The 13,667-nt window shown below is 60.3% G+C and carries 17 protein-coding genes and 1 pseudogene; 13 read left to right on the plus strand and 5 right to left on the minus strand.

Annotated features, from left to right (window positions below; translation table 11 throughout):
* Positions 1–46: 46 nt before the first annotated feature.
* Positions 47–1,729, plus strand: coding sequence for a class II poly(R)-hydroxyalkanoic acid synthase (gene phaC / locus C4J88_RS25180; protein ID WP_124408387.1), 1,683 nt, complete (start codon positions 47–49; stop codon positions 1,727–1,729).
* A gap of 28 nt (positions 1,730–1,757) precedes the next feature.
* Positions 1,758–2,378, plus strand: coding sequence for a TetR/AcrR family transcriptional regulator (locus C4J88_RS25185; RefSeq protein WP_124408388.1), 621 nt, complete (start codon positions 1,758–1,760; stop codon positions 2,376–2,378).
* A gap of 217 nt (positions 2,379–2,595) precedes the next feature.
* Here C4J88_RS25185 and C4J88_RS25190 read toward each other — a convergent pair.
* The 3 genes and pseudogenes from C4J88_RS25190 to C4J88_RS25200 all read right to left on the minus strand — a co-directional run bounded on the left by C4J88_RS25190 (position 2,596) and on the right by C4J88_RS25200 (position 4,289).
* Positions 2,596–3,473: pseudogene (locus C4J88_RS25190) on the minus strand (phasin family protein).
* Positions 3,474–3,485: 12 nt separating this feature from the next.
* On the minus strand, positions 3,486–3,908 hold the full coding sequence (locus C4J88_RS25195) for a phasin family protein (RefSeq protein ID WP_124368650.1): 423 nt from the start codon (positions 3,906–3,908) through the stop codon (positions 3,486–3,488).
* 105 nt (positions 3,909–4,013) lie between these two features.
* Entirely contained in the window at positions 4,014–4,289 is a 276-nt protein-coding gene (locus C4J88_RS25200) for a polyhydroxyalkanoic acid system family protein (protein WP_124408389.1), read from the minus strand.
* 144 nt (positions 4,290–4,433) lie between these two features.
* Here C4J88_RS25200 and ubiE point away from each other — a divergent pair, with 144 nt between their 5' ends.
* Genes ubiE through C4J88_RS25245 form a run of 9 tightly spaced genes read left to right on the plus strand, consistent with a single transcriptional unit; the run spans position 4,434 to position 10,390 of the window.
* Positions 4,434–5,204, plus strand: a complete 771-nt coding sequence (gene ubiE, locus C4J88_RS25205) for a bifunctional demethylmenaquinone methyltransferase/2-methoxy-6-polyprenyl-1,4-benzoquinol methylase UbiE (protein ID WP_003171186.1) — start codon at positions 4,434–4,436, stop codon at positions 5,202–5,204.
* Positions 5,204–5,827, plus strand: a complete 624-nt coding sequence (locus tag C4J88_RS25210; protein ID WP_124372128.1) for an SCP2 domain-containing protein — start codon at positions 5,204–5,206, stop codon at positions 5,825–5,827. The genes ubiE and C4J88_RS25210 overlap by 1 nt, the downstream gene beginning before the upstream one ends.
* Entirely contained in the window at positions 5,824–7,428 is a 1,605-nt protein-coding gene (gene ubiB / locus C4J88_RS25215) for a ubiquinone biosynthesis regulatory protein kinase UbiB (RefSeq protein WP_124364756.1), read from the plus strand. Before C4J88_RS25210 ends, ubiB begins: the two co-directional genes overlap by 4 nt.
* Before the next feature lie 41 nt (positions 7,429–7,469).
* Entirely contained in the window at positions 7,470–7,862 is a 393-nt protein-coding gene (gene hisI, locus C4J88_RS25220) for a phosphoribosyl-AMP cyclohydrolase (protein WP_124372129.1), read from the plus strand.
* Positions 7,863–7,864: 2 nt separating this feature from the next.
* A complete protein-coding gene (locus C4J88_RS25225) occupies positions 7,865–8,197 on the plus strand; it encodes a phosphoribosyl-ATP diphosphatase (RefSeq protein WP_124364757.1) in 333 nt (110 codons plus the stop codon).
* A 25-nt stretch (positions 8,198–8,222) separates the two neighbouring features.
* The gene (locus C4J88_RS25230; RefSeq protein WP_124364758.1) at positions 8,223–8,501 is read left to right on the plus strand and encodes a twin-arginine translocase TatA/TatE family subunit; all 279 of its coding nucleotides are present in this window, start codon (positions 8,223–8,225) and stop codon (positions 8,499–8,501) included.
* Positions 8,502–8,511: 10 nt separating this feature from the next.
* Positions 8,512–8,898 (plus strand): Sec-independent protein translocase protein TatB, encoded by a 387-nt coding sequence (gene tatB / locus C4J88_RS25235; protein WP_124408390.1) that lies wholly within the window; start codon positions 8,512–8,514, stop codon positions 8,896–8,898.
* Positions 8,895–9,686, plus strand: coding sequence for a twin-arginine translocase subunit TatC (tatC, locus tag C4J88_RS25240; protein ID WP_124364760.1), 792 nt, complete (start codon positions 8,895–8,897; stop codon positions 9,684–9,686). Before tatB ends, tatC begins: the two co-directional genes overlap by 4 nt.
* Positions 9,683–10,390, plus strand: a complete 708-nt coding sequence (locus tag C4J88_RS25245; RefSeq protein ID WP_124364761.1) for a 16S rRNA (uracil(1498)-N(3))-methyltransferase — start codon at positions 9,683–9,685, stop codon at positions 10,388–10,390. The genes tatC and C4J88_RS25245 overlap by 4 nt, the downstream gene beginning before the upstream one ends.
* A gap of 59 nt (positions 10,391–10,449) precedes the next feature.
* Here the strand turns inward: C4J88_RS25245 and C4J88_RS25250 are convergent, their stop codons facing one another.
* Complete coding sequence (locus C4J88_RS25250) at positions 10,450–10,836, minus strand: MAPEG family protein (RefSeq protein WP_124364762.1); 387 nt, start codon at positions 10,834–10,836, stop codon at positions 10,450–10,452.
* A 188-nt stretch (positions 10,837–11,024) separates the two neighbouring features.
* Here C4J88_RS25250 and C4J88_RS25255 point away from each other — a divergent pair, with 188 nt between their 5' ends.
* Positions 11,025–12,260: a sodium:proton antiporter gene (locus C4J88_RS25255; protein WP_124408391.1), complete on the plus strand. Its 1,236-nt coding sequence runs from the start codon at positions 11,025–11,027 to the stop codon at positions 12,258–12,260.
* Between the two features lie 20 nt (positions 12,261–12,280).
* Here the strand turns inward: C4J88_RS25255 and C4J88_RS25260 are convergent, their stop codons facing one another.
* The gene (locus C4J88_RS25260) at positions 12,281–13,162 is read right to left on the minus strand and encodes a LysR family transcriptional regulator (protein ID WP_124372133.1); all 882 of its coding nucleotides are present in this window, start codon (positions 13,160–13,162) and stop codon (positions 12,281–12,283) included.
* A 91-nt stretch (positions 13,163–13,253) separates the two neighbouring features.
* Between C4J88_RS25260 and C4J88_RS25265 the strand changes: the two genes are divergently transcribed.
* On the plus strand, positions 13,254–13,667 hold the full coding sequence (locus tag C4J88_RS25265) for a VOC family protein (protein ID WP_124408392.1): 414 nt from the start codon (positions 13,254–13,256) through the stop codon (positions 13,665–13,667).

Genomic DNA, 13,667 nt, shown 5'->3' on the forward strand with positions numbered 1-13,667 from the left:
CTGAATTGGCGTGCCTCTTGATGGCTTGACGAAGGAGTGTTGGCTCATGCGAGAAAGACCCGTGACGAACCCGGCGCCTACCCCCGCTGCGTTCATCAACGCGCAAAATGCGATCACCGGTTTGCGCGGCCAGGATCTGCTGTCGACCCTGCGCACCGTCGCGGCACATGGCCTGCGCAACCCGATGCACACCGCACGCCACGCCCTGGCCCTGGGCAGCCAACTGGGCCGGGTGTTGCTGGGTGAAACGGTGCATGAACCCAACCCCAACGACAACCGCTTCAGCGACCCCACCTGGAAGCTCAACCCCCTGTACCGGCGCAGCCTGCAGGCCTACTTGAGCTGGCAAAAACAGACGCGCAACTGGATTGATGACAGCGCCCTCAGCGCGGATGACCGCATTCGCGCGCAGTTCGCCCTCACCCTGCTCAACGATGCCGTCTCCCCGTCCAACACCCTGCTCAACCCGCTGGCGATCAAGGAACTGCTCAATTCCGGCGGCAACAGTGTGGTGCGCGGCGTGAGCCACTTGTTCGAAGACCTGCTGCACAACAACGGGCTGCCGCGCCAGGTCAGCAAGCATGCCTTCGAAGTGGGCAAGACTGTTGCCACCACCCCGGGTTCAGTGGTGTTTCGCAACGAACTGCTGGAGCTGATCCAGTACAAGCCCATGAGCGAAAAACAATACGCCAAGCCCTTGCTGGTGGTGCCGCCGCAAATCAACAAGTACTACATCTTCGACCTCAGCCCGGCCAACAGCTTCGTGCAATACGCCCTGAAAAACGGCCTGCAAACCTTCATGGTCAGTTGGCGTAACCCGGATGTGCGCCATCGCGAATGGGGCCTGTCCACCTACGTTGCCGCGCTGGAGGAAGCGCTCAACGTCTGCCGCGCGATCACCGGCGCGCGCGAGGTCAACCTGATGGGCGCCTGCGCGGGTGGCCTGACCATTGCGGCTCTGCAAGGCCACCTGCAAGCCAAGCGCCAGCTGCGGCGGGTCGCCAGCGCCAGTTATCTGGTGAGTTTGCTGGACAGTCAGATCGACAGCCCAGCCACGTTGTTCGCCGATGAGCAAACCCTTGAAGCCGCCAAGCGTCGCTCCTACCAGAAAGGCGTGCTGGACGGCCGCGACATGGCCAAGGTGTTCGCCTGGATGCGCCCCAATGACCTGATCTGGAACTATTGGGTCAACAACTACTTGCTGGGCAAAGAACCGCCGGCCTTCGACATCCTGTACTGGAACAACGACAACACGCGCCTGCCCGCTGCGTTGCATGGCGACCTGCTGGATTTCTTCAAGCACAACCCGCTGAGCCATCCAGGGGGCCTGGAGGTGTGCGGAACCCCGGTCGACCTGCAGAAGGTCACGGTAGACAGCTTCAGCGTGGCCGGCATCAACGATCACATCACGCCATGGGACGCCGTGTATCGCTCCACCCAACTGCTGGGCGGTGAGCGGCGTTTCGTGCTGTCCAACAGCGGGCATATCCAGAGCATCCTCAACCCGCCCGGCAACCCCAAGGCCAATTACGTCGAGAACCCCAAGCTGAGCAGCGACCCGCGCGCCTGGTACTACGACGCCCATCACGTCGAAGGCAGTTGGTGGCCGCAGTGGCTGGAGTGGGTCCAGCAACGTTCGGGCGTGCAACGCGAAACCCTCACTGCCCTGGGCAACCAGAATTACCCACCGATGGAAGCGGCGCCAGGCACCTACGTGCGCGTGCGCTGAGCTCAACGATCCCACTTAAGAAGGCTGGATGAAGACCCGCAACCGTATCCTTGAATGTGCCCTGCTGCTGTTCAATCGCAAGGGCGAGCCGAACGTGTCGACCATGGAAGTGGCCAATGAAATGGGGATCAGCCCCGGCAACCTTTATTACCACTTCCACGGCAAAGAGCCTTTGGTGCTTGGGTTGTTCGAGCGCTTTCAGGCTGAGCTGGCGCCCTTGCTCGATCCGCCCGCCGACGCGCAACTTGTGCCCGAGGATTACTGGTTGTTCCTGCACCTGATCGTGGAGCGCATGGCCCACTACCGGTTCCTGTTCCAGGACCTGTCGAACCTGGCCGGGCGTTTGCCGAAGCTGGCGAAAGGCATTCGTAGCCTGCTCACGGCGCTCAAGCGCACCCTGGCCTCCTTGCTGGCACGGTTGAAGGCGGCGGGGCAACTGGTCAGCAACACCCAGGCGCTGGGGCAACTGGTGGAGCAGATCACCCTGACCTTGCTGTTTTCCCTGGATTACCAACGGATTCTCGACCGTGATGGCGAGGTGCAGGTGGTGATTTACCAGATCATGATGCTGGTGGCCCCGCATCTGCTGCCGACGGCGCGGCAGGCGACCGAGCGATTTGCGCTCAAATACCTGGATAACACTGACTGAACAGATCGTTCCCACGCGGGAGCGTGGGATGATCGTTCCCACGCTCCGCGTGGGAATGCCTCTTGGGACGCTCCGCGTCCGCCAACCGCGCGCACAGGTGACGCAGAGCGTCACGGCCGCATTCCCACGCGGGAGCGTGGGAATGATCTTTAAAATGCAGCGCCATAAAAAATGCCCGACCTCTGCAGGCCGGGCATTTTTTGTGTCCTGGAAAAACTCAGGACTGACTGGATGGCGTCGGCGTCGACGTAGCAGTCGGGCCACAGCAGCAGGGGTCGGTGCGGACACTGAGTTGGCTGTGGAAGCGGTTGCCGCAGCAGGCTTGGCTGCCGCTGGTTTTTTCGCTACCGCTGGCTTCTTAGCAGCGGGTTTTGCCGCAGGCTTGGCGGCGGCAGGTTTGGCTGCGGCTTTTGCAGCTGCAGGCTTAGCGGCGGGTTTCGCGACGGCCTTGGCTGCGGGTTTGGCGGCAGCTTTGGCGGCTACGGGTTTTGCGGCTGGCTTGGCGACCGGCTTGGCAGCGGCAGTTTTCGCCGCAGGCTTGGCGGCCGATTTTGCAGCCGCTTTGGCTGGAGCCTTCACCGCAGGTTTGGCGGCAGCTTTAACCAAGGGCTTGGCCGCGGCTTTCGCAGCGGGTTTGGCCGCAGCGGTTTTAGCGGCAGGCTTGGCCACAGGGTTTGCAGCAGTTGCCTTCACGGGAGTCGCTTTCGCGCCGGTGAGTTTTTCGATTTGCTTGGTCAGGGTGTCGACCTTGCTGTGCAGCGTTTTCAGTTCAGCCTTGCTCGGCACGCCCAGTCGCGAAATAGCACTGTTGAGACGCTTGTCGAAGGTTTCTTCCAACTTGCTCCAGGTGTCGGAAATGCTCGACTTGGCAGAACCTGCGCTGGCCTTGGCCGCATCAACTTTTTTACCAACGGTGCTCTTGGTCAACTTCTCGGCTTTTTCACCGTCCTTGACCAGCGTCTCGAAGTATTTGCCACCGTCACTGCTAACCTTCGAGTACACGCCTAAACCAGCAAGCCAGATCTTTCGGGAATATTTTTCAACTTCCCCGACCCACGAGCTGCTTTCTTTCTGAGTAGTTTTTTTAACAGCCATCCCGATGTCTCCTTAGTGTTTACGCGCGACACGTTCGAGCAATGCCGTCAGCTCTTCGAGCTTAGCAGAGAGTGTCTCCACGTCATGTTTAGACGCAATGCCGATTCGATTCAAGGCACTTGCAACACGTGTGTCAAAAGCTTTTTCAACTTTATCCAGTTGCACTTCAACCCGGCGGCTGATGCTGGAGACGTTACTCGTTACTTGGTCAATCTGACTGTTGGCAGCATCAAGTTGTTCAACCACAACTTTTTTGCTTTTACTTTCAACATGTTGACCGCTCTTAACGAGCTCTTTGAAGTATTCGCCACCCTCGCTGCCGACCTTGGCGTAGGCACCAAGACCCGCCAGCCAGATCTTGCGGACATAGCCTTTGACCTCACTCAGGGCAGTGGTCTGACTGTCGATTTTTTTCTTCAAAATAACTTTGGCCATGGTGCACCTCACGCAAAATTGGGTGGAGGAACCGCCCGCAGGAGTTGAGGGCTTGGGCACAAAGTAAGGTGAAAAATTAGAATCGGCACCCTAAGCTTCATCACATCAGGCCAAGGCCTTATCCACGGCTTTTTCGATTTCGGTCTTGAGGGTACCGCTCATGGCCGACATCAACAGGCCCAGTTCCACCTCTATACGCAATGAATCATCGGCGACCAGAACGGTGCCTTTAACGCCTGACCGCTTGAGGTTCAAGGTATCGCCAGACCATGACGACTCCAGGCCATATTTATCCTTGAGTTTCTGCGCCAGCAGGTCGGCCTTGGCCCGGGCGCCTTCTTTACCCAGGGTATGCTCACGCTCAACGGTAATACGGGCCATTGCAATGACTCCTCTCTATAAGTGCCTGGAAACCTTCGATGCGGCAAAAGGTCTCGATAAGCACCTATCTTACCTTCAGCCTTGCCAAGACAAAGCAGGCCCTGGGGATTATCATGTCCCGCATTCTCTTTTGGTGACAGCGATATGACTGATCAGCGCAAAGGCAGCGATGCCGAACCCACCACTCACTTCGGCTTCAAGAACGTCCCGGAAAGCCAGAAAGCGGAAAAAGTCGCTGAGGTGTTCCACTCCGTAGCCGCCAAGTACGACTTGATGAACGACGTGCTCTCCGGCGGCATGCACCGCCTGTGGAAGCGTTTCACCATCGAACTGTCGGGCGTACGCACCGGCAATCGCGTGCTGGACATCGCCGGCGGTACGGGTGACCTGGCGGCCAAGTTTTCCAAGCTTGTGGGGCCGACCGGCCAGGTGGTATTGGCCGATATCAACGGCTCGATGCTCAAGGTTGGGCGTGACCGCCTGCTCGACAAGGGCGTGGCCGGCAATATCGAGTTCGTCCAGGCCGACGCCGAAAAGCTGCCGTTCCCCGACAACCACTTCGACTGCGTGACCATTGCCTTCGGCCTGCGCAACGTCACTCACAAGGAAGACGCGATCCGCTCGATGCTGCGCGTGCTCAAGCCGGGTGGCCGCCTGTTGGTGCTGGAGTTCTCCAAGCCGACCAACGCGCTGATGTCCAAGGTGTACGACACCTACTCGTTCGCCTTCATGCCGTTGATGGGCAAGCTGATCACCAATGACGCCGAGAGCTACCGCTACCTGGCCGAATCGATCCGCATGCACCCCGACCAGGAAACCCTGAAGTCGATGATGGTGGAAGCCGGTTTCGACCGCGTGACCTACCACAACATGACCTCGGGCATCGTCGCCCTGCACCGCGGTATCAAGCCCTGATGTTGCTCGCAGGTCTTCTGGCAAGCGTCGAACACGGCCTCAACCGTGTCTTGCGCCTGGACAGCACGGCCCTGGCGCGGCTTGCGCACCTGACCGGCAAAGTCATCGCCGTCGATTGCCGCAGCCCCGCCGTGCAGCTGTTTATCCTGCCCAGCGATGAAGGCCTGCTGCTCGCAACGCAATGGGCCGCCGAGGCCGACTGCACCCTGCGTGCGCCAGCCTCCAGCCTGTTGCACCTGGCGCTGAGCCGCAACAAGACCGCTATCCTGCACAGCCCCGAAGTGGCGCTGGAAGGTGACAGCGCGGTGCTGATGGACCTGGCCGCCGTGCTGCAAGACCTGGAGCTGGACTGGGAATACGAACTGTCACGCTGGATCGGCCCCGTCGCCACCCAGTTGATCAGCGGTCACCTGCGCAGCCGTTCGCGCTGGTACCAGCAAGGGTTTGCCAGCCTCAACCAGAACCTCGCCGAATACCTGAGCGAAGAATCGCGCACCCTGGTCGGGCAACGGGAAGCGCAAGCGCGCTTTCGTGAGCTCGACAAGGCCAAAATCGACCTGGAACGCCTCGAGGCCCGCTTCGAGCGCCTGAGCCGTTCCCTTGATCCAAGCGATAACGCATGAAGCTGCTCGCCGTCCGCCGTTTGTTTCGTATCCAGCGCGTCGTAATCCGCTACCGCCTCGATGACCTGCTGTTTGCCCTGCCCCTGCCATGGTTCCTGCTGGCGGTGCGCTATGTGCTGCCGTGGCGCTGGTTGCCGCGTAAAAAGCTGGAGTTGAGCCGAGGCGCATGCCTGCGCCTGGCATTGCAGGACCTGGGGCCGATCTTCATCAAGTTCGGGCAGATCCTATCGACGCGCCGCGACCTGTTGCCCGAAGACATCGCCGATGAATTGATGCTGCTGCAGGACCGCGTACCGCCGTTCGATTCGCAGGTGTCGATGAAGCTGATCGAAGAGCAGCTGGGCAAGAAGATCACCGAGGTGTTCAGCCGCTTCGATGTCGAGCCGCTGGCATCAGCCTCGGTCGCGCAGGTGCATGCCGCGCAGCTCAAGAGCGGCGAAGAAGTGGTGGTGAAGGTGATCCGCCCGGGCCTCAAGCCGATCATCGGCCAGGACCTGGCGTGGCTGTTCATTCTCGCCCGCGCCGCCGAGCGTTTTTCTGCCGATGCGCGCCTGCTGCATCCGGTGGATGTAGTAGCCGATTACGAAAAAACCATCTACGACGAACTTGACCTGCTGCGCGAGGCCGCCAACGCCAGCCAGCTGCGCCGCAATTTCGAAGGTTCGCAACTGCTGTACGTGCCGCAAGTGTATTGGGACTGGTGCCGTCCCAAAGTGCTGGTGATGGAGCGCATCTACGGTGTGCAGGTCACCGACCTCGCCACCCTGGCCGACCAGCGTACCGACATGAAGATGCTGGCCGAACGCGGCGTGGAGATTTTCTTCACCCAGGTGTTCCGCGACAGTTTCTTCCACGCCGACATGCACCCCGGCAATATCTTCGTCAGCACCGTCAACCCGTGGAGCCCGCAATACATAGCGATCGACTGCGGCATCGTCGGCAGTCTCACGCCGGAAGACCAGGACTACCTGGCGCGCAACCTGTTCGCCTTTTTCAAGCGTGACTACCGCCGCGTGGCGCAGTTGCACATCGACTCGGGCTGGGTGCCGGCGGAAACCAAGCTCAATGAATTCGAAGCGGCGATCCGCACCGTGTGCGAGCCAATCTTTGAAAAACCGTTAAAAGATATTTCCTTCGGTCAGGTGCTGATGCGTCTGTTCCAGACCGCGCGGCGCTTCAATATGGAAGTGCAGCCGCAGTTGGTGCTGCTGCAGAAAACCTTGCTCAACATCGAAGGGCTGGGCCGCCAGCTGTACCCGGACCTCGACCTGTGGAACACCGCGCAGCCGTTCCTGGAACGCTGGATGCGTGAGCGGATGAGCCCGAAAACCATGCTGGGCAACCTGCACAGCCAGATGGAACAGCTGCCGCACCTGGCCAACATGACCCGCGACTTGCTGGAGCGCATGTCCCAGCCGCACGCCAAGGATCCCGAGCCGCCATGGCGCAAGCGCAAGGACGACTGGTTCCTGCGCCTGCTCGGTGCCGCGCATCTGGTGGGTGGGGTCATGCTGGCGATTGGTGGCCCGTTGAATCAACTGGGCCAGTGGCCGGCCGGCATCATGGTGGCCGTGGGCGTTTATCTGATCGTGCGTCGATAACCCATCCGGTTATACACTGTCGCAAATTGCCGGAGCCGAACATGAAAGACTGGCTGGACGAGATCAAGTGGGACAGTGACGGCCTGGTGCCGGCCATTGCCCAGGACTACAAGACCGGGCGCGTGCTGATGATGGCCTGGATGAACCGCGAGGCCCTGAGCCTCACCGCCGCTGAGCAGCGCGCCATCTACTGGTCACGTTCGCGTGGCAAACTGTGGCGCAAGGGCGAAGAGTCCGGGCATGTGCAAACACTGCATGAGTTGCGCCTGGACTGCGATGCCGACGTGGTGATCCTCAAGGTCGAACAGGTCGGCGGCATCGCCTGCCATACCGGCCGTCACAGTTGCTTCTATCGCGTGCTCGAGAACGGCGAATGGAAGGTGGTGGAACCGGTACTCAAAGACCCGCACGCCATCTATTCGGCAGGACATTGAACATGAGCGATACCCTGAACCGTGTGGCCCAGGTGCTGGAAGAGCGCAAAGGCGCGGATGCCGACAGCTCCTACGTCGCCAGCCTGTATCACAAGGGTCTGAACAAGATCCTGGAAAAGCTCGGCGAAGAATCCGTCGAGACGATTATTGCCGCCAAGGATGCGCAGATCAGCGGCGATTGCAGCGATGTCATCTATGAGACCGCCGACTTGTGGTTCCATAGCCTGGTCATGCTCGCCCAACTGGGGCAGCATCCACAGGCCGTGCTGGATGAACTGGACCGTCGCTTCGGCCTGTCCGGGCACGCCGAGAAGGCCTCGCGCCCGTCCGCCTGAATAACTTTTATCGAGGATTTGCAGCATGGGTATTTTCGACTGGAAACACTGGATCGTCATTCTGGTGGTAGTGGTCCTGGTGTTCGGCACCAAGAAGCTGAAAAACCTCGGCACCGACGTGGGTGAGTCGATCAAGGGCTTTCGCAAGGCCATGAACGATGACGAAAAACCTGCCGACCCGGTGGTGAATCCGGTTCCGCCGGCCCAGCCTGTACACCCTCAGGCCGCCCAGCCGATCACCGAACGTCGTACCTTCGACGTGCAGGCTGAAAAAGTCGAAGAGCCGACCCGCAAAGACTCGTGAGCACTGACTAATGTTTGGTATCAGCTTCTCTGAACTGCTGCTCGTCGGCCTCGTGGCCCTGCTGGTATTGGGGCCGGAGCGCCTGCCCGGTGCAGCACGCACGGCCGGCCTGTGGATCGGGCGCCTGAAACGCAGTTTCAACGCGATCAAACAGGAAGTTGAGCGGGAAATCGGTGCCGACGAGATCCGCCGGCAGCTGCACAACGAACATATCCTGTCGTTGGAGCAGGAAACGCGCAAGATTCTGTCGCCCGTGCAGGAGCCCGCCAAACCTGCGGAACCTGTGGTTGAAAACAGCATCGCGCCAGCAGCCGCAACCGCCCCGACAGAGCCTGCGCCGACGCCCGTTGCGTCGCCCGCGCCCCATGACCCTACATTGCCGCCGCGAGCCCCATGAGCGCTGATAAACCGGAAAACGACCAGCACATGCCGCTGGTCTCGCACCTCACCGAGCTGCGTACCCGCCTGCTGCGTTGCGTAGCGGCCATCTTCATCATCTTTGCCGGGCTGTTCGCCTTTACCCAGCAGATCTATACCTTCGTCTCCACGCCACTGCGCCAGTATTTGCCGGCGGGCGCGACGATGATCGCCACCGACGTGTCGTCGCCGTTCCTGACGCCGTTGAAGCTGACCATGATGGTCTCGCTGTTCCTGGCGATCCCGGTGATCCTGCATCAGATCTGGGGCTTCATCGCGCCAGGGCTGTACAAGCATGAGAAACGCATCGCCGTGCCGTTGCTGGTGTCGAGCATCCTGCTGTTCTACACCGGCATGGCGTTCGCCTACTTCCTGGTGTTTCCGCTGATCTTCAAATTCTTCGCCGCCGCCACCCCGGCCGGCGTGGAGATGATGACCGACATCACCAGCTACCTCGACTTCGTGATGACGCTGTTCTTCGCCTTTGGCGTGGCCTTCGAAATCCCGGTGGCGGTGGTGTTGCTGGTGTGGATTGGCGTGGTCAATGTGAAGTACCTGAAGAAGATCCGCCCGTACGTGATCATCGGCTGCTTCGTGGTCGGCATGATCCTTACCCCGCCGGACATCTTCTCCCAGACCCTGCTGGCCGTGCCGATGTGGATGTTGTTCGAAATCGGCATCCTGTTCAGCGGCTTGATCAGCAAGCGTGGCGAACACCCGGATGATCAGGCTGCCGACGACGACCAGCCGCCAGCGACCCAGCCGTGAACCTGCTGCTGCTCGAAGAGGCCGATTTTATTGCGGCCGACCGGGTGATCCTGCGTGATCGGCGCCTGGTGCATATGCAGCAAGTGCATCGCGCAGAAGTGGGTGACAACCTGCGGGTCGGGCGTATTGGCGGGGCGATGGGCAATGCGCAGTTGCTGCGCCTGCAAGACAGCGAGGCCGAGCTGCAGGTCAGCTTCGACCAACCGCCGCCAAGCAAACTGCCGCTGACCCTGCTGCTGGCGCTGCCACGCCCGAAGATGCTGCGCCGGGTGCTGCAAACCGTTGCGGCCATGGGCGTGCCGAAGGTGGTGCTGGTCAACAGTTATCGGGTGGAAAAAAGCTTTTGGCAAACGCCGTTCCTCGAACCGCAGGCGGTCCGCGAGCAACTGATCCTGGGCCTGGAACAGGCGCGGGACACGGTACTGCCCGAGATCATTATCGAGAAACGTTTCAAGCCGTTCGTTGAAGACCGCCTGCCGGCCATGGCCGAGGGCACGCTTGGCCTGATCGGCCACCCCGGCGACTACCCGCCCTGCCCCCGAGGCTTGGAGGAACCGGTGACCTTGGCGATTGGGCCGGAAGGCGGCTGGATTCCCTATGAAGTCGAGCTGCTGACCAAGGCCGGCCTGCAACCGGTGCAGCTTGGCGCACGTATCCTGCGGGTGGAAACCGCCGTGACCGCCCTGCTTGCCCGGTTGTTCTAACCCAATAACCTATGCACAGCGCAGTCAAGCCAGCGCACACAAGGTATGTGCGCTAACCGTCAGATCGAGACAAAGAAGAAACTCGCGATCAACGCCATCCCCACGGCCCACACCAGCGAACGCAACAGCGCCCAGTCCGCCAGGTAGCAAATGATGTACAGCAGGCGGCTGGTGATGAACAGCACCGCCAGCACGTTGATCGTCACCAGCTCGGCCGTGCCGGCCAGGTGGGCGATGATCACCGCCGCCGCAAAGGCCGGGGTGACTTCAAAGCTGTTGAGTTGCGCATTGTGGGCACGCTTGGCAACGCCTTCGACCGTGTCCAGGAACGCGCGCGGGTCGTGGTTATGCCGTGGCCCGAACTTGCCGCCGCTGAACTTGGCCACACCGGTACACAGGTACGGCAGAAAGATTGCGATCAACACACACCAGAAAGCCACTGTCATCAGTCATTCCCTTTTTTGGTTTTATCAAGGCAGTCAGAGCGTCATCACTCACAGGCCGATCGGCGCCGACGTTCAAGCTATGAGCCATGATCGGCCGAAAGGTTCTTTCCTGTAAGGGCACCTGTTTATACTAAACAACGTCCCGACGCACGCTGTGCACCTACATTTCCCCGTCCCAAGGACCCCGGATGCTTGAACTTGTCGCCGCCTTCATTTGCCTCACCACCCTGCTCACCTATGTGAACTTTCGTTTTATCGGCCTGCCGCCGACCATCGGCGTAATGGTCACCGCGCTGCTGTTTTCGCTGATCCTGCAAGGCCTCAGTTTCATCGGCTACCCCGGCCTGGAAGAGCGCATCCAGCAACTGATCGGCCAGATCGACTTCGGCGATTTGCTGATGAACTGGATGCTCTCGTTCCTGCTGTTCGCCGGCGCGTTGCACGTCAACTTGAGCGACCTGCGCAGCTACCGCTGGCCCATCGGCCTGTTGGCGACCTTTGGCGTATTGATCGCTACCCTGGTGATCGGCAGCCTGGCGTACTACATCTTCGCCCTGTTCGGCTGGCACGTGAGTTTCCTGTATTGCCTGCTGTTCGGCGCGCTGATCTCGCCGACCGACCCGATTGCGGTACTGGGCGTGCTGCGTACCGCCAACGCCTCGAAACCACTGAAAACCACGATCGTCGGCGAATCGCTGTTCAACGACGGCACCGCAGTGGTGGTGTTCACCGTCCTGCTGGGCATCGCGCAGCTCGGTGAAACACCGACCGTCGGCGCCACGGCCATGCTGTTCGCCCATGAGGCGATTGGCGGTGTGGTGTTCGGTGGGCTGATCGGTTACCTCGTGTACCTGATGATCAAGAGCATCGAGCAGCACCAGATTGAAGTCATGCTGACCCTGGCGCTGGTGATCGGCGGCTCGGCGCTGGCCACTGAACTGCACGTCTCGGCACCGATTGCGATGGTGGTGGCCGGGCTGATCATCGGCAACCTGGGCCGCAAGCTGGCGATGAACGACATGACTCGGCGCTATCTGGATGGTTTCTGGGAGTTGCTCGACGACATGCTCAACGCCCTGCTGTTTGCATTGATCGGCATGGAACTGCTGCTGTTGCCGTTCAACTGGCTGCACGTATTGGCGGCCAGTTTGCTCGCTGTGGCGATCCTGCTGTCACGCCTGCTGACCGTAGCCCCGGCGATCCTCCTGCTGCGCCGCTGGCGCACGGTACCGCGCGGCACCATCCGCATCCTGACCTGGGGCGGTTTGCGCGGCGGCGTCTCGGTAGCACTGGCCCTGGCATTGCCGCTGGGCCCGGAACGCGACTTGTTGCTGAGCATCACCTATATCGTGGTGCTGTCGTCGATCTTGTTGCAAGGCTTGACCATTGGCCGGGTCGTAAAGCGCGTAGCCGAGTCGCAGTGAGCCCCTGAGCATTTACATTTCTACACCACAAGTTTGCCTACGGGCGCTCTGCACAGATGTTCAAGCAGGTGCCGCATCGCCAGTGGGCGGCGCGGCATCGAGCTGTGCATGACAACCAGATCCCGCGAATAGCGCGACGCGTCGTCGACCGGCAAGACACATAGGCCACGGCTCGACATCCCCGACCACTGCGGTACCAGTGATACACCCATGCCTTGGGCGACCAGCATGACGATGGTTTCCAAGGCATCCAGCTCACACAATACCTGCGGAGCAAAGGACTGTTCATCCAGAAAACGCTGGGCAATCTGCCCACCCCACGAACGGGCGTCATAGCGAATGAATGGCCGCTCGCGCAGCAATGCTTCGAAGGTCTGCGCGTCACACTCAGCGGGAGCAATCAGAATCAGGGGTTCGGCCCGCAGCAAGGTGGTCGCTAACGCCTTGGGCGGCTCAAACGGCGGTCTGACAAGAATCGCCGCGTCCAACTCGCGGGCAAGCAATCTCTCATAGAGGCTTCTGGAGTCACCCGGTGTGATCTTCAGCTTCAGCTCCGGTGCTGAAAGTGCCAGTCGCTCGATCGTTCTTGGCAAGACGCCGGTCAATGCCGTTGAAATAGCGCCGATCTTGATCTCTCCCGATAAGCCATCCTGACTCAGGTCCTCCTGCAACTCGCGCGCCTGCTCGATGACTGCCTGAATTTTTGGTAACAGCAGCAGGCACTGGTCCGACGGCCACGCGGCATGCGCCGTGCGCATAAGCAGCGTGCACCCCAGCGTCCGCTCAAGCGCCTTGACCCGTTGGCTGATCGCCGCTGCGGTACGGTTTTCGCGTCGCGCCGCCGCAGCAATGGAGCCGGTTTCAATGACTGCGACCAGGCTTCTCAGGAATCGAATATCCATAAATTTTCCTTTCGCTCAGACCAACGCGAACCCGTTTTACGCGGATGCGCAGCCTGTTTAATTTGAGGATCCCCCTACAGAGATTCCGCTCATGAACAGACCCTTCCACGCTGCATACCATGTTTATGACTTAAACAAGGCGCGCATTTTTTATCGAGATGTTTTGGGCTGCGCAGAAGGCCGCAGCAGCGAGACCTGGATCGACTTCGATTTTTTCGGCAACCAGCTTTCACTGCACCTGGGCACGCCCTTCCCCACGACGCGTACCGGCCTGGTGGGGGAGCATCATGTGCTGATGCCGCACCTCGGTGTGGTGTTACCGCTGGAGGAGTGGCTGGTGTTGGCCGAGCGTCTCACTCAAATGAGCATGCCCTTCGAGATCCCGCCGGTGGTTCGTTTCGCCGGCGAACCGGGCGAACAGCGCACGATGTTTTTTCTCGACCCCAGCGGCAATCCCATCGAAGTGAAAGGCTTCAAGGACTTCGCTGGACTGTTCGCTCAATAA

The sequence above is a fragment of the Pseudomonas sp. R4-39-08 genome, from assembly GCF_003852275.1.
Lineage (GTDB): Bacteria > Pseudomonadota > Gammaproteobacteria > Pseudomonadales > Pseudomonadaceae > Aquipseudomonas.

What these genes read in the sequence shown, in the direction of transcription:
- C4J88_RS25255 (WP_124408391.1), top strand. Translation starts at nt 11,025, where the DNA reads ATGCTTGAACTTGTCGCCGCCTTCATTTGCCTCACCACCCTGCTCACC.
- C4J88_RS25195 (WP_124368650.1), bottom strand. Translation starts at nt 3,908, where the DNA reads ATGGCCAAAGTTATTTTGAAGAAAAAAATCGACAGTCAGACCACTGCC.
- C4J88_RS25265 (WP_124408392.1), top strand. Translation starts at nt 13,254, where the DNA reads ATGAACAGACCCTTCCACGCTGCATACCATGTTTATGACTTAAACAAG.
- ubiE (WP_003171186.1), top strand. Translation starts at nt 4,434, where the DNA reads ATGACTGATCAGCGCAAAGGCAGCGATGCCGAACCCACCACTCACTTC.
- C4J88_RS25210 (WP_124372128.1), top strand. Translation starts at nt 5,204, where the DNA reads ATGTTGCTCGCAGGTCTTCTGGCAAGCGTCGAACACGGCCTCAACCGT.
- C4J88_RS25260 (WP_124372133.1), bottom strand. Translation starts at nt 13,162, where the DNA reads ATGGATATTCGATTCCTGAGAAGCCTGGTCGCAGTCATTGAAACCGGC.
- phaC (WP_124408387.1), top strand. Translation starts at nt 47, where the DNA reads ATGCGAGAAAGACCCGTGACGAACCCGGCGCCTACCCCCGCTGCGTTC.
- C4J88_RS25185 (WP_124408388.1), top strand. Translation starts at nt 1,758, where the DNA reads ATGAAGACCCGCAACCGTATCCTTGAATGTGCCCTGCTGCTGTTCAAT.
- C4J88_RS25250 (WP_124364762.1), bottom strand. Translation starts at nt 10,836, where the DNA reads ATGACAGTGGCTTTCTGGTGTGTGTTGATCGCAATCTTTCTGCCGTAC.
- C4J88_RS25200 (WP_124408389.1), bottom strand. Translation starts at nt 4,289, where the DNA reads ATGGCCCGTATTACCGTTGAGCGTGAGCATACCCTGGGTAAAGAAGGC.
- C4J88_RS25225 (WP_124364757.1), top strand. Translation starts at nt 7,865, where the DNA reads ATGAGCGATACCCTGAACCGTGTGGCCCAGGTGCTGGAAGAGCGCAAA.
- ubiB (WP_124364756.1), top strand. Translation starts at nt 5,824, where the DNA reads ATGAAGCTGCTCGCCGTCCGCCGTTTGTTTCGTATCCAGCGCGTCGTA.
- hisI (WP_124372129.1), top strand. Translation starts at nt 7,470, where the DNA reads ATGAAAGACTGGCTGGACGAGATCAAGTGGGACAGTGACGGCCTGGTG.
- tatB (WP_124408390.1), top strand. Translation starts at nt 8,512, where the DNA reads ATGTTTGGTATCAGCTTCTCTGAACTGCTGCTCGTCGGCCTCGTGGCC.
- tatC (WP_124364760.1), top strand. Translation starts at nt 8,895, where the DNA reads ATGAGCGCTGATAAACCGGAAAACGACCAGCACATGCCGCTGGTCTCG.
- C4J88_RS25230 (WP_124364758.1), top strand. Translation starts at nt 8,223, where the DNA reads ATGGGTATTTTCGACTGGAAACACTGGATCGTCATTCTGGTGGTAGTG.